The sequence below is a fragment of the Xenorhabdus griffiniae genome, from assembly GCF_015163655.1.
Classification (GTDB): Bacteria; Pseudomonadota; Gammaproteobacteria; order Enterobacterales; family Enterobacteriaceae; genus Xenorhabdus; species Xenorhabdus griffiniae.
In genome coordinates this window covers 1-23,361 of record NZ_JADEUF010000059.1, presented here as the reverse complement: position 1 = coordinate 23,361, position 23,361 = coordinate 1, and the positions used below count along the sequence as shown (strand labels likewise).

Genomic DNA, 23,361 nt, shown 5'->3' with positions numbered 1-23,361 from the left:
ATCTCCCCCGCTATGCGGGAAGAAATCACACGTATCTTGGAGCTAGATTGGTATAAAACTGTATTTGAATCAAATTCAAGCTTCCTTTTAATTAATTCATTATTGTTATAGGTGATAATTTTTTTAAATAGTGAACCATAATTATATTGATATGTTATATACGCATTAAACTTCAAGTTGCAATTTACAACACGATATGAAATCTGATTTCTCCCCGCAAAGCGGGGGAGAAATTACATGCATCTTGAAGTTGGATTGGTATATATCTACCTAATAGATAATCAAATAATTTATCAGCAGATTTAATTAATCGTTATAATACAGCCTGTTTTAGTTAGGTTACCTTGGTATCAGAAATTTTATCAGTCTGTAGGATCAAGGCCCTGGGCGGTATATCTTTTATTTTTTTATTGCATGTATTTTTTATATGGCAATTTTTATTGTGATAATTTTTTATGTACTATACCCATTAAACTTCAAGTTGCAATTTACAACACGATATGAAACCTGATTTCTCCCCGCGAAGCGGGGAGAAATCACACACATCTTGAAGTTAGATGGGTATAACTCTTAATGAAATAGGTATAGAAGCTGTTTTTTCGTAAAGTCAATACTGAAACTATTCACAATAATAAATAACCACATGGATAAGTGCTTAATGATTTTGCTGATTTAACGGAATAGGATTTTTCTCAATAATTAACTTAGCGCACTTTTAGCTTATTAAAATCGTTGCGAAATATTCTTTTAATCAAATTGAGTGGAAAACTATCAATATATCAAGGTGCTATGTGGTTAAACTAACGATAAGACAGTATGTAATGAGTTTTATAATGACTATTATTGCTATTGCCATCATTGGTATAGCCGCAACGTTTTATTTTGAACCGCCACGCCCCAGCGTTGCGCATGTATTATCTGCGAAACCTATCCGGTCAACGGTTTTTTTTCGTCAATCCTATTGTCATATTGCCGTATTTCCTATTCCTTTTACCGTAAAAAATAGTGTGCATAATCATTTGATTAAATATGAATATCGTATTTTAACCTTGATTAATTACTTGAAAATTAATAGAAAATATCCCGCATTAATCCACTCTGCGTTAAAAAACTGTATAGAATTTCATTTTAAGAAACCACATGTTGTTGCCTATGACGTAAATTATGTTATTGGTGAACAACCAGGAAAAATCAGGATAGAGTACAAACCTGATGACACTATTCCTTTAAATGAGAAAGGACAATTGATCCTGAAATCACATCCACAACAATGAGTTTTTCTAACTATTTAGTGGAGAGTAAAAAAAGATTGCACTGTTTCTCGGTTAGTTCGCATTAAGGGGTAATTTGGCGAACTGGGAAAAATAGTGCAATCGTGGTGACATTATCTTTTTATCGCTTAAGTGGCTTGATTAGGCATCACTTTTGTGTAGATCAAAGTCTTCTAATAATTGCTGGATAAACGATAAACGAATGGCCCGTTCGGTTAACTCAGTCATAAATTTCAATTTATAAGGTCCATCCAATCGGTAAATATGGGGCTGCGTTTGTAACAAACTAATGAGATAATTCGGATCGACTTTATTATGATGGCCAAATTCAATAAAACCCCCTTTTTCATGTGCTTCAATACGTTTAATACCGAGTTGTCGGGCGATCAGGCGAATAGAAGCAGATTGCAATAGTTGGCGTCCTGCATCGGGTAGAATACCAAATCGGTCAATAAGTTCGACTTTCAGCTCATCCAATTCGGGATTATTTTGTGCGCTGGCAATACGCTTATAAAAAGATAAGCGTATGTTCACATCTGGAATATAGTCATCAGGCAACAGCACAGGCATACGCAATTCTATCTCAGTCTGGTTATTGGTGAGATCTTCAAGCGAAGGCTCTCGCCCATTTTTCAGGGCATCAACGGCATTTTCCAATAACTCCATATAGAGAGTAAAGCCAATGCTGGTCATCTGCCCACTCTGGTCTTCACCCAACAATTCACCAGCTCCCCTAATTTCCAAATCGTGGGTAGCCAATGCAAAACCAGCCCCCAGATCTTCGAGAGATGCAATAGCCTCCAGCCGTTTTTGTGCATCGCTGGTCATGGCTTTTGGATGCGGTGTCAGCAAATAAGCATAAGCCTGATGATGGGAGCGCCCGACACGCCCACGTAATTGGTGTAATTGGGCCAGGCCAAAATGATCGGCACGCTCGATGATGATGGTATTGGCGCTGGGAATATCGATGCCCGTTTCGATGATAGTGGTACACACCAGAACATTAAAGCGTTGGTGATGGAAATCCGTCATAACGCGTTCCAGATCACGCTCACGCATTTGCCCATGCCCTACAACAATTCTGGCTTCGGGAACCAACTCTTCCAGTCGGGCTTTTGCCTTTTCGATGTTTTCAACATCGTTATACAGATAGTAAACTTGTCCACCACGCAAAATTTCACGCAGGATAGATTCACGTACCACCAGGCTATCATATTCACGTACAAACGTTTTTACTGCCAGACGGCGGGCTGGGGGAGTAGCGATAATGGAGAGATCGCGCATGCCACTCATTGCCATATTGAGCGTACGAGGGATCGGGGTGGCGGTGAGTGTCAGGACATCAACATTTGCCCGAATAGCTTTGATACGTTCTTTATGGCGAACGCCGAAACGATGTTCCTCATCAACGATCAACAAACCGAGATCTTTCCAGCGCAGATCACTTTGCAGCAGTTTATGGGTGCCAATAATGATATCCACTTTGCCTTCCGCTGCCATATCAATGACCTGTTGTTGCTCTTTTGCACTACGAAAACGAGACATAACTTCAATGTGCACAGGCCAATTGGCAAAACGATCACGGAAATTATCATAATGCTGTTGTGCTAATAAGGTAGTTGGCACAAGCACTGCGACTTGCTTATTGTTGATGACGGAGAGGAATGCGGCACGCATTGCGACTTCTGTTTTCCCAAACCCGACATCGCCACAGACCAGCCTATCCATAGCAATAGGTTCGCACATATCATCAAGGACTGCATTGATGGCTTGTTCTTGATCTGGCGTTGTGTCAAAGGGAAAACTTTGGCAGAACAGTTGGTACTGTTCGCGATCGTTCTTGAAAGCAAAACCCAGTTTCACGGCCCGTTGTGCGTAAACATCCAGGAGTTCGGCTGCAACATCACGCACTTTTTCAGCTGCTTTCTGGCGCGCTTTATTCCATGCTTCTCCGCCCAATTTATGCAAGGGCGCACTCTCCTCCGCACCACCCGCATAGCGGCTGATGAGATGAAGGGAAGAGACTGGTACATACAACTTGTCTTCTCCGGCATAAGTCAGGATAAGATACTCTGCCTTAATGCCACCCGCTTCTAATGTTATCAGTCCCTGATAGCGGCCAACGCCGTGTTCAAGGTGAACAACAGGTTGTCCATGCCGTAATTCAGCGAGATTGCGGATCAATGTATCGGTATTAATCGTGCGCCGGTTATCCTGACGACGACGGCTGACACGTTCGCCAAGCATGTCACTTTCACAAATCAGGGCGAGATTGTTATCTTCATCAATAAAACCATGTTCTGCGGCACCCACCATCAAATAATGGCCGGGATTATTGGCGTCAGTGAGCTGATTTATTTTTTCCGGTTTGACTTTAATTCGGGACAACAATTCTTTTATGGATTCTCGGCGCCCTTCACTTTCCACTGAAAACACGATCTTACCGCTGAATTGCTCTATGAAACGGCGTAATTTATCCAATGGCTCTTTTTGCTGTGCGGCAACCGATAAATCAGGCAGAGCCTGATAGGCTAAGTTGATATTCCTTGCTTTTTGAGGAAGGGGGGCATTATCAACTTCAATCCGAGGCCAATTTTTCAATTCCGAGAATAGCGTATTGACAGGCAACCAAAGCTGTTCGGGAGCGAGTAGCGGGCGCATGGGATCAACTTTGCGGCTTTCAAAACGTTGTTTCGTATCTTGCCAGAAACGCTCCGCCGCACTGACCAAATTCTGAGTAATCAGCAGGGCATTTTCGGGCAGATACTCAAAGATGGCGGGTAAAGGGTGTTCAAAGAACAAGGGTTGCCAATATTCGATGCCGGCAGGGAGCATTTTTTTACTGACTTGCTGATAAATATGTTCAGCATCACGACGGACTTCGAACTGTTCGCGCCATTGGCTGCGAAACAGCTCAATCGCATCCTGATCGGTTGGAAACTCATGGGCTGGCAATAAATTGATTTTTTCCACTTCGGCCAAGGTGCGCTGACTATCTACATCAAACGTGCGCAGGCTGTCTATCTCATCATCAAAAAAATCAATACGATAAGGATACTCACTGCCCATAGGGAAGAGATCAAACAAGGCACCACGTGTAGCAAATTCGCCATGTTCAAGTACCTGTTCAACACTGCGATAACCTGCTTGTTCCAGTTCTGCCCGCAGTTTATCACGTGAAAGACGTTGCCCCTTGTGCATGACCAATGCATGTCCTTTGAGATAATCGTGAGGGCAGACACGTTGCATCAAGGTGTTGACGGGAAGGATTAATGCCCCTTTCGTCATAAATGGTAAGTGATAAAGCGTGGACAGGCGGTTGGAGATAATTTCTTGGTGAGGAGAAAAACTATCGTAGGGCAAAGTTTCCCAATCTGACATCGTATTTATTGGTGCGTCGGTGAACTGTTGAATTTCATCACGCAATCGTAGGGCATTTTGCATATCTTTGGTCACCAGCAGTATTGGCCCTGGGTGACGTTCAATGATTTCAGCACATTCAACGGCACAAGCGGCACCCGTCAAATGGCCTAAGTAGCGGGTATCGCCGCGGCTTTCAGGAAGTTGATAACGATATTTTGCTGACATAAGCGTTTGATGTGTTCTCTAAGATTCAGTCCATTCCCAACACATTTTTGCCCAGTGGCCTTACAATAAATACGCTGGTAGGTTGAGAGAAAGTAAAAAAAACCACAGAACCGGGATACGGGTGGTTCCATAAAATATTGCTACCCTTTATTATCCCCGAACACTTTGCTTTGGCAACAGGGGCGTAACAGATTTCATGTTTCAAACTGTCTCATTATTTATAGGATTGCGCTATATGCGCGGGCGGGCGGTCGATAAATTTGGCCGTTTTGTTTCATGGTTGTCAGCGATTGGCATTACGCTAGGCGTCGCGGCCTTGATTACGGTATTGTCAGTCATGAATGGTTTTGAACGTTCATTAGAAAGTAGCATCCTGGGCTTTATGCCGCAGGCTATCATTACATCGGAAAAAGGCGCTATCAATCCGGTTGAACATCCGGCTAGCCAGCTGGTGGGATTAAAGGGGGTTAATCGCATCACTTCTATCGTACAAGGAGATGTGGTGCTACAGAGTCACCACAATGTAGGTGTTGGTGTCATGTTAGGTATTAACCAGGACGGATATGCGCCATTGGCAGAACACCTTGTTAATGTCAATCGAAGCCAACTACAACCCGGAGGTTATTTTGTCATTTTGGGAGAAAAATTGGCGGCTACATTAGGGGTAAAACGGGGCGATAAAATCCGTATTATCGTGCCGAGTGCCAGTCAGTTAACACCAATGGGCCGAATTCCCAGCCAGCGTTTATTCACGGTAGCGGGAACATTTTTCGCCAATAGTGAAGCCGATGGTACGGAAATGTTAGTTAATCAACAGGATGCGGCCAGATTGTTGCGCTATCCCATGGGTAATATTACCGGCTGGCGCTTGTTTCTCAATGAGCCACTAACCGTAGATGCCTTGAGCCAGCAAACCCTGCCAAAAGGGCTGATATGGAAAGATTGGCGCGAACGCAAAGGGGAATTCTTTCAGGCGGTTCGCATGGAGAAGAACATGATGGGATTATTGCTGAGCCTGATTATAGCCGTTGCTGCTTTTAACATTATTACCTCTCTCTCTTTATTGGTGATGGAAAAACAGGGTGAAATCGCTATCTTGCAGACGCAAGGTCTGACTCGACGTCAAGTGATGGCCATCTTTATGATCCAGGGCGCGGGAGCCGGCATTATTGGTGCTGTATTGGGAACAGGATTGGGAATATTGCTTTCCAGTCAGTTAAATAATCTCATGCCAATTATCGGATTGCTGTCTGAGGGCATTCAGTTACCTGTTGCAATTGATACTACGCAAGTGATGCTGATTGCCATCAGTGCCATGTTGATCTCCTTAATCTCGACGCTGTACCCTTCCTGGCGCGCGGCGACCACCCAACCTGCTGAGGCTTTACGTTATGAGTAAACACCCTTTATTACTGTGTCACCAACTGTGCAAAAAATATCAGGAAGGAAAAATTTCTACAGAAGTGTTAAAGAATGTCACTTTTTCCATGCAACAGGGTGAAATAATGGCCATTGTCGGGAGTTCTGGCTCTGGTAAAAGTACCCTCTTGCACTTGCTTGGTGGTTTGGATTCACCTACGTCTGGTGAAGTCCGGTTCAAAGGGCAATCACTCAACCACATGTCTTCGTCTGCGCGGGCAGAATTACGTAACAGTGAAATTGGTTTCATTTATCAGTTTCACCATTTATTGCCTGATTTTACTGCATTGGAAAATGTTGCGATGCCGCTCCTGATTGGCGGACAAAAACGCCATTCTCAACAAAAAGCGCTGGATATGCTGGCGGCGGTTGGGTTGGAACATCGGGCGCATCATCGGCCATCTGAGCTGTCAGGGGGAGAACGCCAACGTGTTGCCATTGCCCGGGCGCTGGTAAATGAACCGTCATTGGTATTGGCGGATGAACCAACGGGTAACCTTGATCAACGAAATGCAGACAGTGTGTTTCAGCTTTTGCAAGAATTGAATCAACAGCAAGGTACTGCGTTTCTTGTTGTCACCCATGATCTGAAATTAGCTAAGCAACTGGCACGTCAGGTAGAAATGCGTGATGGGTATTTGCAGGATGAATTGACCCTGGCGGCGGGGGAGATGTAATGGTAAATCTGCCTCTTGCACTATTTACCGCATTACGATTTAGTCGTGGCCGACGTCGTTCAGGCATGGTTTCCCTGATCTCTGTCGTTTCGACGCTGGGTATCATGTTGGGTGTGGCGGTGCTGATTATTGGCCTGAGTGCCATGAACGGTTTTGAACGAGAGTTGAACAATCGGATACTTTCCGTTGTGCCACATGGACAAATTTATGCTGTGGAGCAGCCTTTCCAGGATTGGGAAACCGCCCTTAAGCGGGTGAGACAGACACCAGGTATTGCCGGAGCCTCTCCCTATATTGAGTTCACTGGCCTGATGGAGCGCGGTGAAAAACTTCATGCTATACAGGTACGTGGAGTCGATCTGGATACTGAGATGGATGTAAGTACCTTACCTCAGTTTGTGCGTAACGGGGCATGGAAAACGTTCAGGGTAGGAAAAAATCAGGTGATTTTAGGGCAGGGGGTGGCTAATTCACTGCACGTGAAACAGGGTGATTGGGTGACTGTCATGATCCCCAATAATGATGCGAGCCTGAAACTTTTGCAGCCTAAACGCATCCGGTTACAGGTTGCGGGTATTTTCCAGTTGAGTGGCATGTTAGATCACAGTTTGGCCCTTGTTCCTTTGCCTGATGCCCAGAACTATCTGGATTACGGTAATGCAATTACCGGTATTGCCATTAAAGCCGATAATGTTTTTGCCGCAGAGCAACGTGTGTGGGATGCAGGTAACGCGACAGGAAAATATGTCTATATCAGCACTTGGACAAAAGATTACGGTTATATGTACAACGATATCCAGATGGTACGTAGCATTATGTATCTGGCGATGGTACTGGTTATTGGTGTTGCTTGCTTTAATATTATTTCAACACTGATTATGGCGGTGAAGGATAAAAGCAGTGACATCGCTATCTTGCGTACTTTGGGAGCAAAGGATAGCCATATCAGGGCAATTTTTTTATGGTATGGATTATTAACAGGCATGATAGGTAGCATAATTGGTGTCGTTGTCGGGATTTTCACATCATTAAATTTGACGGCTATCATTAAAGGGTTAGAAAAGTTGCTTGGACACCAACTCCTTTCAGGAGATATCTATTTTATCGACTTTTTGCCATCAGAACTGCATGTTATGGATGTGCTTTATGTTCTGTTAACGGCATTAGTATTAAGTTTGTTGGCGAGTTGGTATCCCGCTCGTCGGGCCAGTAAACTTGATCCAGCGCGAATTTTGAGTGGACAATAGTATATCGGGGTATCAACGCGTATCTAAGCACGCTATCGTATACCGCTAGATCGGTAAAATGGATCGGCTGAAAGCACGTACTTAAAACACATTAAGGAAATAATCTATGCGGGTTCTTCATCGGCACAGTAAATTTTACCGAACCAGGCGATTACGGCGACAGCGATCACATAGACAAAACTTTTACAGGGATATCCGATTGGCAAATAAAATAAAAAAACCTTATGTGGTGGTCCTGACAGGAGCAGGAATTTCTGCTGAGTCAGGTATTCAAACATTTCGCTCTGCCGATGGCCTGTGGGAAGAGCATCATGTCGAAGATGTTGCGACTCCGGAAGGTTTTCAGCGTGATCCTGATCTGGTTCAGGCATTTTATAATGCCCGCCGCAAGCAGCTACAACAACCGGATATCCAGCCTAATGCTGCACATCATGCTCTGGCGGAACTCGAACATGAGCTTGGTGACCATTTTTTATTGGTGACACAGAATATTGATGATCTGCATGAACGTGCGGGAAGTCGTCGTGTTCTGCATATGCACGGTGAATTACTGAAAGTTCGGTGTTGTCAATCTGGACAGGTCGTTGAATGGACAAATGATCTCACTATGGAAGATCGTTGCCATTGTTGCCAATTCCCGTCGCCATTACGTCCTCATGTAGTATGGTTTGGGGAAATGCCATTGGGTATGGAACAGATTTACTCTGCTTTAGCTGATGCAGATATCTTTATTGCTATTGGAACATCGGGCCACGTTTATCCGGCAGCGGGGTTTGTGCATGAGGCTAAATTGTCTGGGGCGCACACTGTTGAACTGAATCTTGAACCTAGCCAGGTCGAGAATTTGTTTGATGAAAAACATTACGGTTATGCCAGTAAAATAGTTACGCAATATGTTCAATCCTTAATTCAGCAGATGAAGACGGATAAAAGCTGACTTGACGCAATGCCTACGCTATCCATCTTTTTCATAATAAATCCACATGAACCAGGGAGAAGAAGATGGATAGATTATTAGAGCGTTTTTTTAAATATATTGCATTTAATACGCAATCAAAACCATCCGCTAAAACCATTCCCAGTAGTAACGGTCAACTGGATCTTGCCAAGGTATTATACGAAGAGTTGATCCAGCTTGGTTTTGCCGATGTCACTCTCAATGAACGGGGATGTGTGATGGCAACATTGCCAAAAAATGTTGCAACGCCTGTTCCTGTTATTGGTTTTATTGCCCACCTCGATACCTCACCGGATTTTTCCGGTAAGCATGTTAATCCCCAGATTGTGGAAAATTATCGTGGTGGTGATATTGCGTTAGGGATGGGAGATGACGTGTTATCGCCAGTCATGTTCCCTGTATTACATAGCTTACTGGGGAAAACATTAATTACGACCGATGGCAAAACATTGTTGGGTGCTGATGATAAAGCGGGGATCGCTGAAATCATTACCGCGATGGTGCGTTTGAAACAGAGAAATATTCCACATGGTGATATTCGGATTGCGTTCACGCCAGATGAGGAAATTGGCAGGGGAGCACACTATTTTGATCTAGCGGCTTTCGGCGCAGAATGGGCCTATACCGTTGATGGCGGCGGAGTGGGTGAATTGGAATTTGAAAATTTCAATGCCGCATCCGTGGTCATCAAGATTGTGGGGAATATGGCTCATCCGGGCAGTGCCAAAGGAGTTATGGTTAACGCATTGACATTAGCCATGCGCATTCATCATGCTTTACCGGCTGAAGAAACGCCTGAACAGACCGAAGGTTATGAAGGTTTTTATCATCTGCATAGCATAAAAGGGACTGTTGAGCGTGCCGAGATGCACTATATCATCCGAGATTTTGACAGGGATAATTTTGCAAAACGTAAAAAAAATCTCATTGCTATTGCGGAAAATATCGGAGAAGGATTACATCCAGACTGCTATATTGAGCTGGCGATTGATGATGATTATTACAACATGCATAGCGAGGTGCTTAAATATCCTCATGTTATTGCCATTGCTAAACAAGCGATGCTCGATTGTCATATTGAACCGATAATCCAGCCGATACGTGGAGGGACTGATGGTGCAGAGTTATCTTATCGTGGCCTCCCTTGCCCGAATATTTTTACGGGTGGATATAATTATCACAGCAAGCACGAATTTATTTCACTGGAAGGCATGGAACAAGCCGTTAATGTGATTATGCGGATTGCTGAATTAACGGTAAGCCATGTCTCGCCTGAATAACAGCCACTATTTAGCAAACAAGGGGCAACTTATCTTGCCCCTTGGCCTGGATTAATCATTAAAATACCAATAACCGCTATTGACCAAAGCCGTAAGCAGGCTGACAAATCGGACGTCGTCGATAGCATCGCCCAGCAGTTCAGCATTCACTTTGTCATATTGGCAAAGGGCGTTAGCAGCATGGATATGAGGAGTATCCATCAATTCCCCATTGACGAAACATTGATCACCAACCCGCAGGACGCGCAGGCCACTCAAGCGATTTAACGCTTCGCCTTGTTTCAGCAAATCATAAATCTCATCGCTCTCATAGGGCGGTTCAGGTGGTGCCAGATCTAATTCATGGCGTGATTGAGAGATGAATTCGCCAAACCAGTTTTGGAAAGTTTCTGGTTGTTCCAACAATTCACGCATCATGGAACGCAGTGTGTGCAGTTCGTTTGTCTGGATCAAGGCTGGGTTGTCACGAAATGTTAATCCAGGATCGTTGTAGCGATGGCTTCCCAGCTCGTTTGCCAGAATATAGTCAGCAAATCCACTGAATAATTCACGGGCATTGGGGGCACGGAATCCCACTGAATAGTTCAGTGAATCCTCAATAGCATAGCCTTCGTGTGGAAAACCTGGTGGAATATAGAGTATATCGCCCGGTAACATCTCTTCATCAATAATTGCCTCAAAAGGTTCAACCTGCAACAAATCAGGGTGAGGGCAATGTTGTTTCATAGGAATTTTTTCACCTACCCGCCAGCGTCTGCGCCCTTTTCCTTGAATGATAAAAACGTCATATTGGTCAAGATGCGGGCCGACACCACCGCCGGGTACGGAGAACGAGATCATCAAGTCATCCATGCGCCAGTCAGACAGTACACGGAATGGCTTCATCAGTGCAGAAGAAGGGAGATGCCAATGGTCAACGGCTTGTACAAGCAAAGACCAGTTTTTTTCGTCTAAATGGTCGTAGGTTTCAAATGGTCCGTGGGAAACTTCCCAGCGCCCATTTTTCTGACTAACCAAACGGCTATCGATTTCATTTTCCATCGCCAGACCCGCAAGCTCATCGGGGGAAAGAGGATCAATAAACTGATGGAAACCCTGTTTAATCAGCAATGGTCGTTTTTGCCAATGGTTTTGCAAAAACGCCTGCCAGTCCAGATTTAGCTGATAGTCCATGGTGACATCCTGAAGTGAGAAGTGAATTTCACGCTATTATAACGAATAGTCAATGACGATATCAGATTTGGTTGAAATATTTTGGGGTTGTGTCAGATGTTGCCATCATGAGATCTTTGGCTAAAGAACAGGACAACGAATTTGTACTGCAGCAAGAAAAGACGAGCTATTTCAACAGTCGTACCCAGTATATGATGCACACTGTCCGCAAAAGTTTTTCCGGTATAACCGCCATCGGCTAACATTGACGATCCCATTTTCACAGGGTGCTGGCACCAATCCCCAGTGAGCGGGCGACCTTAACAACCCGCTGCTGATAGAAAACAACCTGTTAAACCGCTTCCAGCTTAACTTCCGTAGAATACTGGCGTCTCGGTACTGTCTGTTTCATGTGGATTATTACCTCATAGTCATATTAATCAAAATAGCAGGCTTATGAGGTGTTCGAGATCATTCCACTATAATTTTTAGGGGGACAACCGTCACAACGCTATCAATTGCATCCACGAGTCCATTGACGCAGAGGTATTCGACACCTCCCTTAGTGTACGGATACAGCCCTGCATAGTACAAGTTATCGATAGGATGGAAGGACCAGTAACTGGCATTATACCAAGCCCCATAACCACCTACGTAAGAGTTATGGTTATAGCTCAGGTAGTAACTTTTGTATGAGCCATTTGCGATAACGATGTAATTTCCTTTGTAATATGGGACAAGATAGTATTTCGTACTTGGGTTAGCTTCTAGTACCGCCCATCCGGATCCATCAATATTGACATACTGGCGAGATTCAACCACATACATGTATACCGCCTGCGTGTTAGCTGAGATCTCTGATTCGGGAGCAGATTGGGGTTTGTCAAGCGAATGAAGCATGTTGCTGGGCTTAGTATTCTCGAACAGACCTTCGGGGGCATTACGTTTCATGTCAAAATTTCCTTATAAAATTTTGGTAGATTAAATGTAACGACTCGCAATTAAAAATTATCACTCTTGAATCTAAATAGCGTTTCAAAATGATAGGAGTATTCCTTACCCCGCGCGGGGTAAGGAACGCCAACATCTGATACTCTCAGTATTATAAAAACCTATTTATATGTTGATTTTTTTACTGTCTCGAAAATCTGGTTTGGATTCTTGTAAGATGTTAGAGAGTATCTCATCATGTTGCCTTCTATAGGGATACCTAAAAAAGATAACAGGTCTATGCAGGGAAGAAGATTTCATTTGCAGTTAGTGTGAGCAGAAAAACCGGATAAATGTGAACACGATTGTTTTTAAATGCGAGCACCTATAGGTAGTACAACCCCAAGTAATTCTTATTACAGGGTAGTAGTGTTTCATCTGCCGGACATCATAACTATCCAATTTGATGGGATGTGACATCCAGTTTATCCGTGGTTATGGCAAGTGGGTGGCATATGCATAGTCTAAAACTGCTAATGTGTTTTTTGCATTGCAACCGAATACGTATGGAAAAACAGGAACATCAGAGCATTTTCTTTGCATCACGGTAAAATATTTACTCTACTCTGTATCGGTACTGCGTAAGCTGCTGTCAAAAACCGAGCACAACAATGTCATTATTGCATTGCCATCGTGCTCTCTGATTACAGAATAATTTGGCTGTGTAGTGCTAGCAATCACCTAATCGTGATTGCGTGGTGCTCGCATTGTGTTGGCTGCTTTGTGTTGGGGATTATGCTGGACGCGAAATACGACACTCACTCTAGCGCCACCAAGGGGGCTATCTTCTATGCTGATATCACCATCATATTGTTCGACAATTTCAGATGCTATCGATAAGCCAAGGCCCTGGCCTGATCGTAATGTGTCAGCTCGTAAGCCGCGCTGAAAAATCATTTCCCGCTTATCAAGGGGAACCCCTAACCCATCATCATCGACAATAATAGTGACTGAGTTTTCTCCCATTGTGGCGGTGATTTTGACCTGTTTCCGGCAATATTTACACGCATTATCTAAGATGTTTCCCATTACTTCCAGAAAGTCATTTTTTTCCCCTAGCCATGTCACTTCAGGAGAGACATCTAGCATCATTTTGATGCCCTTATGTTGATATACCTTGGTTAGGGCACTGATTAGGCCATCTAGCAAGATTGGGACGGAAGAAATCTGTCGCAAAAGCAAACTATGGTCGCTGCGTATATTGGCTCTATGCAAATAGTAGCCAATCTGTTGCGATATCCGGTCAATTTGTTCAAGCATAATGGGTTCAGCTTGTTCAATGGTCAGCTTCTGCGGGGGACGCAGAGAACGTAAGGTTGATTGCAATACCGCTAGAGGCGTTTTCAGGCTATGCGTCAAATCTGAGAGTGTCGTGTGATATTTGGCATAACGTTTACGTTCATTAGATAGCAAGTTGTTTAAGTTTCTGACTAACCCTTTTAATTCAGTAGGCGGGTTCTCCTCCAGTTCTTTTCTTTCTCCATTTTCTAATGAACTGATTTGGGTAATTAAGGATTTTATTGGTCTAAGGCTCCAGTCCGCGGCCAGCCAGATTAATGGAATGATTAAAAGTAAATTAGCAATTAGCACATATCCAAACCATTCCCATACTTTTGCTGATTCCTGTACATCTTGTGGAATGGTATCAATGATAACAATAGTCATGGCAGGCAGTTTGTCAGTGGCAGGATAAATATTGACAGCAACCGAGTAGGTTAATAATACTTTCTCACTATTTTTTGCCTTTTTTGTATTATCTTGGTTTGGTGTTGCTGTTGGATTATAGAAAAAATCCCCTTTTTCTTTAAAGTATGCTTCTAGTGTATATAAGCCATCTTTTTTCAGCCAATCGGGATCGATCATTCTTTCCAATTCAGGCACATTATTCTGGCGCCAAAGAATATTCCCATCATTATCATAGATCAGTGCTAATGAGCGATAATTCATGGAAAAATCTTTGGGAACAAGGATTTCTAGCTTGTTATTTTCCCATCTGGCCAAGGTGAAAAATAGATTACTTTGGCTACGGAGTATGGAATAGCTTGTTTTATCAAAACTAACTAAATATCCGGCGATAGCAACAATGCCATATGATAGTGTCAATGCAAGAATAATCGCAGCCGTGGCCATGAGAAACCGTGTTCTCAAAGAAAAAGGTGTTTCTGAGAACTTAAGCATCGTAAGATTTCACATCGAAGCGATACCCTTGACCACGTACAGTGACAATGACCTCTTCCGGCCATTCATTCAATATTTTTTTCCTCAAACGCCCCATCAATACATCAATTGTATGACTTTCACGTAATTCAGCGTCTGGATACAATTGGCGCATGAGCGTTTCTTTACTAACAACTTTGCCATTATTGCGCATCAAGGTTTCGATAATAATGTATTCAAAAGCAGTCAACTTAATATTGGTATCATTGATAGAAAACTCCTTTCTTGAAAGATTGATTAAAAATGGTGATATCTCAACTAATTGTGATGCCAAACCACTATTGCGTCGCATTAATGCTTGTATACGGGCATTAATTTCTTCCAGATGAAAGGGCTTGGTAACATAATCATCTGCACCCGCGTTTAGCACGTTGACCTTTTCTTGCCAGCTCTCACGCGCGGTGAGAACAAGAATCGGTAAATTAATTTGCTCACTGCGCCAGCGCCGTAACATGCTAAGGCCATCTTCTCCCGGTAACCCTAAATCAACGATAGCAATGTCAGGGTGACTTTCTTTGAGATAATAATCTGCTTCTTTAGCATTCTCCGCAGCATCAACTTGATGCCCGATATCCCGTAATTGTACGGTTAAGTGATGGCGAAGTAATGCGTTATCTTCAACGATCAATATCCGCATAATGATTCCTTATGCTAATCAGTAATTAATGTTTATCAAATAAATTTAAAATAGCTAAGTAATCAATTTCGTCAATAAAGATTAAATAAAATTATGGGTATATGATTATGAGTAAACTAAGTATAGTAACTATTTGGCGTTTGTTGGTATATTAATGATTGGTGCATTTGAAAACAAATGGTTAGGTTGAAATAGTAAATAAATTTACAATTTATTTAACTTCTATATATACCAACCTAACTTCAAGATGCCTGTGATTTCTCCCCGCGAAGCAGGGAGAAATCAGGTTTCATATCGTGTTGTAAATTGCGGCACAAAAAGCGCACATGGGCGGAATAGAATCCGCCCATTGATATGGATAAACACAGATTATTTTAACTGGTCAACCAGTAAAGTAGCGTATCCAATGTAATTTGCTGGCGTCATGGATTTGAGGCGCTCTTTCTCTGCTTCAGGAAGTTCAAGGCCATCAATAAACGCTTTCATACCTTCAGCATCAACACGTTTACCGCGAGTCAGTTCTTTTAGTTTTTCATACGGCTTTTCAATACCATAACGGCGCATAACAGTCTGGATAGGCTCGGCCAATACTTCCCAATTACCATCCAATTCATTCAGTAAGTGCTGTTCATTGACTTCCAGCTTGTTCAATCCCTTCATCGTGGATTGATAGGCAATCAATGCATATCCCAGACCGACGCCCAGATTGCGCAATACTGTTGAATCTGTCAGGTCACGCTGCCAGCGAGAAACAGGCAGTTTGCTGGCCAGATGTCCCAAGACTGCATTTGCCAGGCCCAGGTTGCCTTCTGAGTTTTCGAAATCAATTGGATTGACTTTATGTGGCATAGTAGAAGAACCAATTTCCCCGGCAATGGTTTTTTGCTTGAAATGGTTCAAGGCGATATAGCCCCAGATATCGCGATCAAAATCGATTAGGATGGTATTAAAACGGGCCACACAATCAAACAGTTCTGCAATGTAATCATGAGGCTCAATCTGAGTGGTATATGGGTTCCACTGAATACCCAAAGAAGTCACAAATGACTCACTAAATTGGTGCCAGTCAACTTGTGGATAGGCTGACAAGTGTGCATTGTAGTTACCAACTGCCCCGTTGATTTTGCCTAGCACTTCTACCTGCTCAAGCTGACGGAATTGGCGTTTCATACGATAGGCCACGTTAGCAAATTCTTTGCCGACAGTGGAAGGGGTGGCGGGTTGACCGTGTGTGCGCGATAGCAGTGGCAGATCGCGATAATCATGTGCCATGCGGGTGATGGTATCGATTATTTGGCGCCATTGAGGCAGCAACACTTCCTCACGGGCTGTTTTAAGCATCAATGCATGTGACAGGTTATTAATATCTTCTGATGTGCAGGCAAAATGAATAAATTCTGCAACCTGATGCAGGGCAGGGATGTGCGCGACTTTTTCTTTCAGAAAATACTCAACAGCCTTAACGTCGTGATTGGTGGTGCGCTCAATTTCTTTAATACGCAGTGCATCCTGCTCATTGAAATTTACAATAATTTCATCAAGGTAAGCGTTTGCGTCGGCGTCAAAAGCAGGAACTTCCTGAATTTCTGTGGTTGCAGCCAGTTTTTGCAGCCAACGTACTTCGACTTGCACACGGAATTTTAGTAAGCCGAACTCACTAAAAATAGCGCGTAGTGCGCTGACTTTATCGCCGTAACGGCCATCAATTGGAGAAACAGCGGTCAGTGAGGATAATTCCATTGGTAGCAACTCCCGGATTTTATTTAACAATGTATGTTTAACAGCTTAGATTTAACAGTTTTCGCTAACAGTCTTTATCATCTAACAGTTAGCAAGGATCTCTTTTGCCTGTCGGATCAGGCGCTGACGAGAAAACATGATTTGCAGGCGGCTACCGCCAACTTGTTGCCATAAAACGGCACTGCGGATACCGGCCAGTAACACCGATCTGACTTTTGCCTGAATCAATGAATTACGTAATACGTCAGGTGAACCGGTCACCTGAATACGTGGCCCCAGTGGACTGATAACATCGACATAGATTCCAGCCAGGGCGTTGAGCATTCCTTCTGACATCGGTTCAAAATAGGCTTGCTGACGTTCTAATTGTTCAATGCGATTTGCCAATTGATTGACAGCCGATGGGTTTTTATTCAAGCGGCGTTCCAGTGCCACTAAACTCAGCATATAGCGGGTAAGATCGGCAGAAACGCCACTATGTGAACCATTGAACATACCCAACATAGCGTCAAGGCCAACACGCAGGTTGCCGGCGTTATTGCCGAAGACATCCAGCGTAGAGGTTGGATTCATGTTCAGGACGCTGTTGATCATGATCTCAAAAGCATCCGTATCACACTGGCCTTCATGGGCAAGTTTTTGGACCAGACGGCCTGACTGGCAGATACCTGCCAGAGCCAGTGTAATATCGTAATAATTTTTAGCCACAACTACTCCTGTATACGTTGTTCGATCACGCCACCACCGAGACAAACTTCACCTTGATAAAACACGGCTGATTGACCAGGGGTGACAGCGGCAACAGGGCTATCAAAACGAACCTCAATTTTATCTTCACCCAGAGGGACGACAGTGCAGGGAATATCATGCTGACGGTAGCGTGTTTTGACTACACAGCGCATTTCTGCTTGTAGTGATTGACGATCAACCCAATGTAGTTGCTGGGCGATCAAACCGACAGACATCAGGCGAGGATGTTCATGGCCTTGGGCAACAATCAGTATGTTATTGTCGACATCTTTATCAACAACATACCAGGGTTCTTCACTACCATCTTTCGTTCCCCCAATTCCTAGTCCTTTGCGCTGGCCGAGAGTATGGTACATCAAGCCAGTATGTTGGCCGATGGTCTGTCCATCCACAGTCATAATTGGGCCAGGCTGGGCGGGTAAATAACGCCCAAGGAAATCACGGAACTTACGCTCACCAATAAAGCAGATACCTGTCGAATCTTTTTTCTTTGCGGTAACCAGGCCAATTTCTTCGGCAATGCGGCGTACTTCGGGTTTTTTCAATTCCCCAACTGGAAACAGACTCTTGGCAACTTGTTGGTGGCTTAAGGTATATAAGAAATAGCTTTGATCTTTGTTGTCATCCAAGCCACGGAGCAATTGGCTCATGCCGTTTACATCCCGACGGCGGACATAATGCCCGGTTGCGATATAGTCAGCCCCTAAATCCTCTGCGGCAAACTCTAAAAATGCTTTGAATTTGATTTCTTTATTACAAAGAATGTCCGGGTTTGGGGTTCTGCCGGCTTTATATTCAGCAAGAAAATGTTCGAATACATTATCCCAATACTCGGCTGCAAAATTGATGGTATGCAATTCTATGCCCAGTTTGTCACAAACGGCCTGAGCATCAGCAAGATCGGTAGCCGCTGAGCAATACTCTTCACTATCGTCTTCTTCCCAGTTTTTCATGAACAGGCCAGCTACCTGGTAGCCCTGCTGTTGCAGAAGGTAGGCGGAAACGGATGAATCAACACCGCCGGACATGCCGACAATGACTTTTTTCTGGCTGTTATCTGACATGGATATATCTCACTGCGGAAAAAAACAAACGCAATACTTTAGCACGTTGACAGGCAAGGTGCACCAAACGTCTTCATTTGGCGAAAGGTGAACCATAATAATCCAGTATCGAGAGTGGATAAGCTTTGCGCTCAAGGTAGCAAAGAAGACTTTCGGCAACCAGAGGGGAACGTAACTGTGAACTGCTAAGAATTTCTTCTGCACTTAACCAATGGCAGCAATGGATATCGTTATCGTGTGGATGGGTGTCCATGATTTTTTCCATTTCAACCAAGAATAGAAAACGGATAAATGGGGTTCTGTCCGGCGCAACCCATTGGTGTAGTTTTAAAAATGCTTGTGGTTGTGCACGAATTCCGGTTTCTTCCCATAATTCCCGTTCAACGGCTTCCAATAATGTTTCATCAGCTTCAAGATGGCCTGCTGGTTGATTCCAGAGAGGCTTGCCGTTGATAAACTCTTCAACAACTAAAAACTTATTTTCTGCATGAACAATGCAGGCAACCGTGACGTGTGGACTAAACAAGATTAATTTCTCTCCATTCTCCAGGGGATAATGAGCCTAATTGTATTGAACCCATACTAAAACGGATTAGGCGCAGTGTAGGGTATCCCACATGGGCAGTCATTCTGCGTACCTGCCGATTACGCCCTTCATATAACGTAATTTTAAGCCAACTTTCCGGAATGCTTTTTCGTTCCCGAATAGGGGGAATTCTCTCCCAAAGCCACTCAGGCTCTTCCACTAATTCAGCGCCGGCGGGTAAGGTTGGGCCATCTTTTAATAAAACGCCGTTACGAAGTTGATTCAGAGCCGTTTCATCAGGAATGCCCTCGACTTGAACATAATAAACTTTAGCGGTTTTTTTATTAGGTTGAGTCAATCTAGCCTGTAATTTGCCATCATTGGTCAACACCAGCAAACCTTCACTATCACGATCCAGACGACCCGCGGCATAAATATCAGTAAACGGGATAAAATCTTTTAATGTTGCTCTGCCCATTTCATCGGTGAATTGGGGTAAGACATCATAAGGTTTGTTAAAAATCAATACCTGACGAGGGCCGATTGTTTTTTTTATGGCTCTATTATTTTTTCTTTGGCTGAATCGGTTAAGTTGGCGTTTTTTAAAAGCGATATTTGTCATGATAAGCCATTGTTTAAAATTAGGGGGCGTATTATACCTTAAATCTGTGACCGTTGGCGTTTGCAGAATATTCAAGTAGTATTGACACGTCCCTTACAAAAAATTAACAAGGCATTGCGCTTATTTGAAAGGAGAGGTTAATGGAAAGCAAAGTAGTTGTTCCGGCGGAAGGTAAAAAAATTACTATTGATGCCAAAGGTAAATTAAATGTTCCGAATAACCCTATTATCCCTTATATCGAAGGGGATGGCATTGGTGTTGATGTTACGCCGGTCATGCTAAAAGTTGTTGATGCTGCGGTTCAGAAAGCGTATAGCGGTGAGCGCAAAATTTCCTGGATGGAAATCTACACAGGTGAAAAATCTACGCATGTCTATGGTAAAGATGTTTGGTTGCCAGATGAAACGCTAGATTTGATCCGTGAATACCGTGTTGCTATCAAAGGCCCTCTGACAACACCAGTAGGTGGTGGTATCCGTTCGCTGAACGTCGCATTGCGTCAGCAATTGGATCTGTATGTCTGCCTGCGTCCGGTTCGTTACTACCAAGGTACGCCAAGCCCTGTTAAGCAGCCTGAATTGACCGATATGGTTATTTTCCGCGAAAACGCTGAAGATATTTATGCGGGCATTGAGTGGAAAGCGGGTTCAGCGGAAGCGGACAAAGTGATTAAATTCCTGCAAGATGAAATGGGTGTTAATAAGATCCGTTTCCCTCAACAGTGTGGTATTGGTGTAAAACCTTGCTCAGAAGAAGGCACTAAACGTTTAGTACGTGCCGCGATTGAATATGCCATTGATAATGGACGTGAATCAGTCACTCTGGTTCATAAAGGCAATATCATGAAATTCACTGAAGGTGCTTTCAAAGACTGGGGTTATGAACTAGCTCGCACTGAATTCGGCGGAGAATTGTTGGATGGTGGTCCGTGGGTTAAGATCAAGAATCCTAAAAATGGCAAAGATATCATCATTAAGGATGTGATTGCAGATGCTTTCTTGCAACAGATCCTATTGCGTCCAGCAGAGTATGATGTTATTGCGTGTATGAACCTGAATGGTGACTATATTTCTGATGCTTTAGCTGCTCAGGTGGGTGGCATCGGTATTGCCCCAGGTGCAAACATTGGCGACGAATGCGCATTGTTCGAAGCAACACACGGTACTGCGCCTAAGTATGCGGGTCAGGATAAAGTCAACCCGGGTTCGGTGATCCTTTCCGCTGAAATGATGCTGCGCCACATGGGATGGTTAGAAGCCGCAGATTTAATCGTTAAGGGAATGGAAGGTGCGATTGCCGCGAAGACCGTGACTTACGATTTTGAACGCCTGATGGAAGGCGCTAAGCTGCTGAAATGTAGTGAATTTGGTGATGCAATTATTACACATATGTAATTAATTGCGTAGCTGAATAGATAACGGGAGCTTAATGGTTCCCGTTTTTTATTATAGTGTGTGAAACGGTTATCAAAATTTTATCAAAACAAATTATCAAAACTCATCAAATTTCTAAAAACTCAGACGACAATTTTTATCCAGTCTTTACCCCTGTCATCGTAGTATTTATCCGTTTGTTGTTGTGTCTTGTGTCCCAGTAAATCTTTTGTATTGATCCCTTGTTTACGATGTAGACGCCCAAGGCAGCCGGAGTTCCTTAGATACAACAAATAAGTAAACCAGATAGCCGACAAACAAGTGAACAATATCAAAATGCTCGAGAGTATTTACCATAATACATAAAATCTACATTTGAAGTACCGTAGTACAGGGCCATATGGCCCTGATTTATCATGAAGGAGTTATGTCATTTAATGGATAAGAGTATACTTTTCCTTTAACTGCATTTTCGGGAACTCTTGATAAATTTGCCATATTAGACAGATTATTAATCGTTGCTCGATCTGATGAAAAAGCATTTAAGATTATACCTTGTGCAAAAGGACCAATTGATATGTAAATATCATAGTTATAACCGGATGTATTAACGGTTGCTAAGTCAGTAGGTGAGCCGCTATTAGTTGTATACATTACGGCGTTAATTCCGTGAGGACTATCATTTCCTGATCTCAGGATTATATTAGTAATAGCACACTGCCCGAAAATACCTACATTGTAGCCAGCACCGCCTATCAGAGTGATATTGATAGTACTTGCTACACCCATAGTCACTTCAGCTATTTTTACCCAGGCTGCCTCCATAACTGTTAGGTCACCTGTATATTGTTTACCCTGTACTGAGTTTTTTGCCAGTATTACTGTTCCTGCTAAACCTAGGTTGTTTACGAATTCTTGTTTATCAGAAATATCCGCTCCATTTTGGTCCTTAGATAAACGAGTATTGGCATTATTATTTGCATTGCTGGCGTTTTGATTAGCTGTATTCGCTAAATCATATGCCGTTTTCACCGCTTTGGATGTCGCAGCATAAGTTTCGTCATCTCTATCTATTGCGTTATTTAGGATAACGAATCCTTTTTCTCTGAGCGTTGCATCTGGGTGGTTGCGGCTTTGGGCGTGTTCTTCAATCGTTTCTTGGATTGAATCTTTGACATATTTCGGAGTTGGAACGACAACAAGTTCCTCATCTTCTAAGACTTGTGTTTCAGGTTTTGTAACTTGAATACTCATATATCTTCCCTCATCTAATCAACAATAAACATTGCTAAGTGACATGAAGGCGGGGGAGACTTCTCCGCCTGTGAACATCAGTAAAATCGGTTCATCAATATTGGAGAGCATGGCTTGACTAAATTCAGTGGGTTAATATTTAATGTGTTATTTCTCTGCTGGAGTTATGGTGAAAAGAATCTTTTCGAAAGTATATATATCGTATAATCCTACGTCTGTTGTATATGTTCTCAGCCCACTTACAAGTATATTACCATCACCTGTTCTGATACCGTTCCAATGATCTGCTATGACGTACTTTCTTGGAAGGGAAGGGGTAGGTGCTAAAATGGAATAGAAGCTTATTTGAGCAGGCCATTCCTGATTATCAGCAACAAATCTATATTGTCCAAATAATTGACTATAGCTTACTTCTCCGGTGAGTCGGCAGCTACTGGTAAAGGAGCCTCTGAATGTGGCTGATGTATCACTACTGTCAATTATTGGGTCATGATTCCAATTTATTGATAGTGACGAATGTTCAAATAATACCCAATGACTCTGTCATGCATTTCTATGGATTTTGAAAAAGATAAGGTCTTGCGAGTCAGTCTTGC

General features: G+C 43.2%; 19 protein-coding genes and 1 pseudogene. 7 read left to right on the top strand and 13 right to left on the bottom strand.

Annotation, left to right across the window (positions count from 1 at the left end; all coding sequences use genetic code 11):
• Window positions 1-791: 791 nt before the first annotated feature.
• Complete coding sequence (gene umoD, locus IQ211_RS10890) at window positions 792-1,274, top strand: UmoD family flagellar biogenesis regulator (protein ID WP_189758243.1); 483 nt, start codon at window positions 792-794, stop codon at window positions 1,272-1,274.
• Window positions 1,275-1,412: 138 nt separating this feature from the next.
• Here the strand turns inward: umoD and mfd are convergent, their stop codons facing one another.
• Entirely contained in the window at window positions 1,413-4,859 is a 3,447-nt protein-coding gene (gene mfd, locus IQ211_RS10885) for a transcription-repair coupling factor (RefSeq protein ID WP_189758244.1), read from the bottom strand.
• 196 nt (window positions 4,860-5,055) lie between these two features.
• Between mfd and lolC the strand changes: the two genes are divergently transcribed.
• From lolC to pepT, 5 genes are all read left to right on the top strand, one after another.
• Window positions 5,056-6,258 carry a lipoprotein-releasing ABC transporter permease subunit LolC gene (lolC, locus tag IQ211_RS10880; protein ID WP_189758245.1) on the top strand — a complete coding sequence of 401 codons (1,203 nt, stop codon included), beginning with the start codon at window positions 5,056-5,058 and terminating at the stop codon, window positions 6,256-6,258.
• Window positions 6,251-6,955 carry a lipoprotein-releasing ABC transporter ATP-binding protein LolD gene (gene lolD, locus IQ211_RS10875; protein ID WP_189758246.1) on the top strand — a complete coding sequence of 235 codons (705 nt, stop codon included), beginning with the start codon at window positions 6,251-6,253 and terminating at the stop codon, window positions 6,953-6,955. Before lolC ends, lolD begins: the two co-directional genes overlap by 8 nt.
• Window positions 6,955-8,202 carry a lipoprotein-releasing ABC transporter permease subunit LolE gene (gene lolE, locus IQ211_RS10870; protein WP_189758247.1) on the top strand — a complete coding sequence of 416 codons (1,248 nt, stop codon included), beginning with the start codon at window positions 6,955-6,957 and terminating at the stop codon, window positions 8,200-8,202. The genes lolD and lolE overlap by 1 nt, the downstream gene beginning before the upstream one ends.
• Window positions 8,203-8,308: 106 nt before the next feature.
• Window positions 8,309-9,139, top strand: coding sequence for a Sir2 family NAD+-dependent deacetylase (gene cobB / locus IQ211_RS10865; RefSeq protein WP_189758248.1), 831 nt, complete (start codon window positions 8,309-8,311; stop codon window positions 9,137-9,139).
• 65 nt (window positions 9,140-9,204) lie between these two features.
• Window positions 9,205-10,440 (top strand): peptidase T, encoded by a 1,236-nt coding sequence (gene pepT, locus IQ211_RS10860; protein WP_189758249.1) that lies wholly within the window; start codon window positions 9,205-9,207, stop codon window positions 10,438-10,440.
• Window positions 10,441-10,491: 51 nt separating this feature from the next.
• Here pepT and IQ211_RS10855 read toward each other — a convergent pair whose 3' ends face one another.
• From IQ211_RS10855 to rluE, 9 genes are all read right to left on the bottom strand, one after another.
• On the bottom strand, window positions 10,492-11,613 hold the full coding sequence (locus IQ211_RS10855; protein WP_189758250.1) for a ribosomal protein uL16 3-hydroxylase: 1,122 nt from the start codon (window positions 11,611-11,613) through the stop codon (window positions 10,492-10,494).
• 450 nt (window positions 11,614-12,063) lie between these two features.
• Window positions 12,064-12,543 carry a hypothetical protein gene (locus IQ211_RS10850; protein ID WP_189758251.1) on the bottom strand — a complete coding sequence of 160 codons (480 nt, stop codon included), beginning with the start codon at window positions 12,541-12,543 and terminating at the stop codon, window positions 12,064-12,066.
• Window positions 12,544-13,263: 720 nt separating this feature from the next.
• A complete protein-coding gene (phoQ, locus tag IQ211_RS10845; protein WP_189758252.1) occupies window positions 13,264-14,760 on the bottom strand; it encodes a two-component system sensor histidine kinase PhoQ in 1,497 nt (498 codons plus the stop codon).
• A complete protein-coding gene (phoP, locus tag IQ211_RS10840; RefSeq protein WP_223281553.1) occupies window positions 14,753-15,436 on the bottom strand; it encodes a two-component system response regulator PhoP in 684 nt (227 codons plus the stop codon). The genes phoQ and phoP overlap by 8 nt, the downstream gene beginning before the upstream one ends.
• 369 nt (window positions 15,437-15,805) lie before the next feature.
• The gene (purB, locus tag IQ211_RS10835; protein ID WP_189758253.1) at window positions 15,806-17,176 is read right to left on the bottom strand and encodes an adenylosuccinate lyase; all 1,371 of its coding nucleotides are present in this window, start codon (window positions 17,174-17,176) and stop codon (window positions 15,806-15,808) included.
• 81 nt (window positions 17,177-17,257) lie between these two features.
• Window positions 17,258-17,884 (bottom strand): high frequency lysogenization protein HflD, encoded by a 627-nt coding sequence (gene hflD / locus IQ211_RS10830; RefSeq protein WP_189758254.1) that lies wholly within the window; start codon window positions 17,882-17,884, stop codon window positions 17,258-17,260.
• 2 nt (window positions 17,885-17,886) lie between these two features.
• A complete protein-coding gene (mnmA, locus tag IQ211_RS10825) occupies window positions 17,887-18,990 on the bottom strand; it encodes a tRNA 2-thiouridine(34) synthase MnmA (protein WP_189758255.1) in 1,104 nt (367 codons plus the stop codon).
• A 73-nt stretch (window positions 18,991-19,063) separates the two neighbouring features.
• The gene (locus IQ211_RS10820) at window positions 19,064-19,516 is read right to left on the bottom strand and encodes an NUDIX hydrolase (RefSeq protein WP_189758256.1); all 453 of its coding nucleotides are present in this window, start codon (window positions 19,514-19,516) and stop codon (window positions 19,064-19,066) included.
• On the bottom strand, window positions 19,509-20,138 hold the full coding sequence (rluE, locus tag IQ211_RS10815; protein ID WP_189758257.1) for a 23S rRNA pseudouridine(2457) synthase RluE: 630 nt from the start codon (window positions 20,136-20,138) through the stop codon (window positions 19,509-19,511). The genes IQ211_RS10820 and rluE overlap by 8 nt, the downstream gene beginning before the upstream one ends.
• Window positions 20,139-20,278: 140 nt before the next feature.
• On the opposite strand from rluE, the gene icd reads away from it, so the two are divergent.
• Window positions 20,279-21,532 (top strand): NADP-dependent isocitrate dehydrogenase, encoded by a 1,254-nt coding sequence (icd, locus tag IQ211_RS10810; protein ID WP_189758258.1) that lies wholly within the window; start codon window positions 20,279-20,281, stop codon window positions 21,530-21,532.
• Between the two features lie 122 nt (window positions 21,533-21,654).
• On the opposite strand, the pseudogene IQ211_RS19575 reads toward icd, so the two are convergent.
• The 3 genes and pseudogenes from IQ211_RS19575 to IQ211_RS10800 form a co-directional block, all read right to left on the bottom strand.
• Window positions 21,655-21,771: pseudogene (locus IQ211_RS19575) on the bottom strand (integrase); the annotation flags it as partial.
• Between the two features lie 154 nt (window positions 21,772-21,925).
• The gene (locus IQ211_RS10805; protein WP_189758259.1) at window positions 21,926-22,765 is read right to left on the bottom strand and encodes a tail fiber protein; all 840 of its coding nucleotides are present in this window, start codon (window positions 22,763-22,765) and stop codon (window positions 21,926-21,928) included.
• Between the two features lie 500 nt (window positions 22,766-23,265).
• Window positions 23,266-23,361: IS1 family transposase (locus tag IQ211_RS10800; RefSeq protein WP_228011592.1), on the bottom strand; the 96-nt coding region annotated here is incomplete at its 5' end.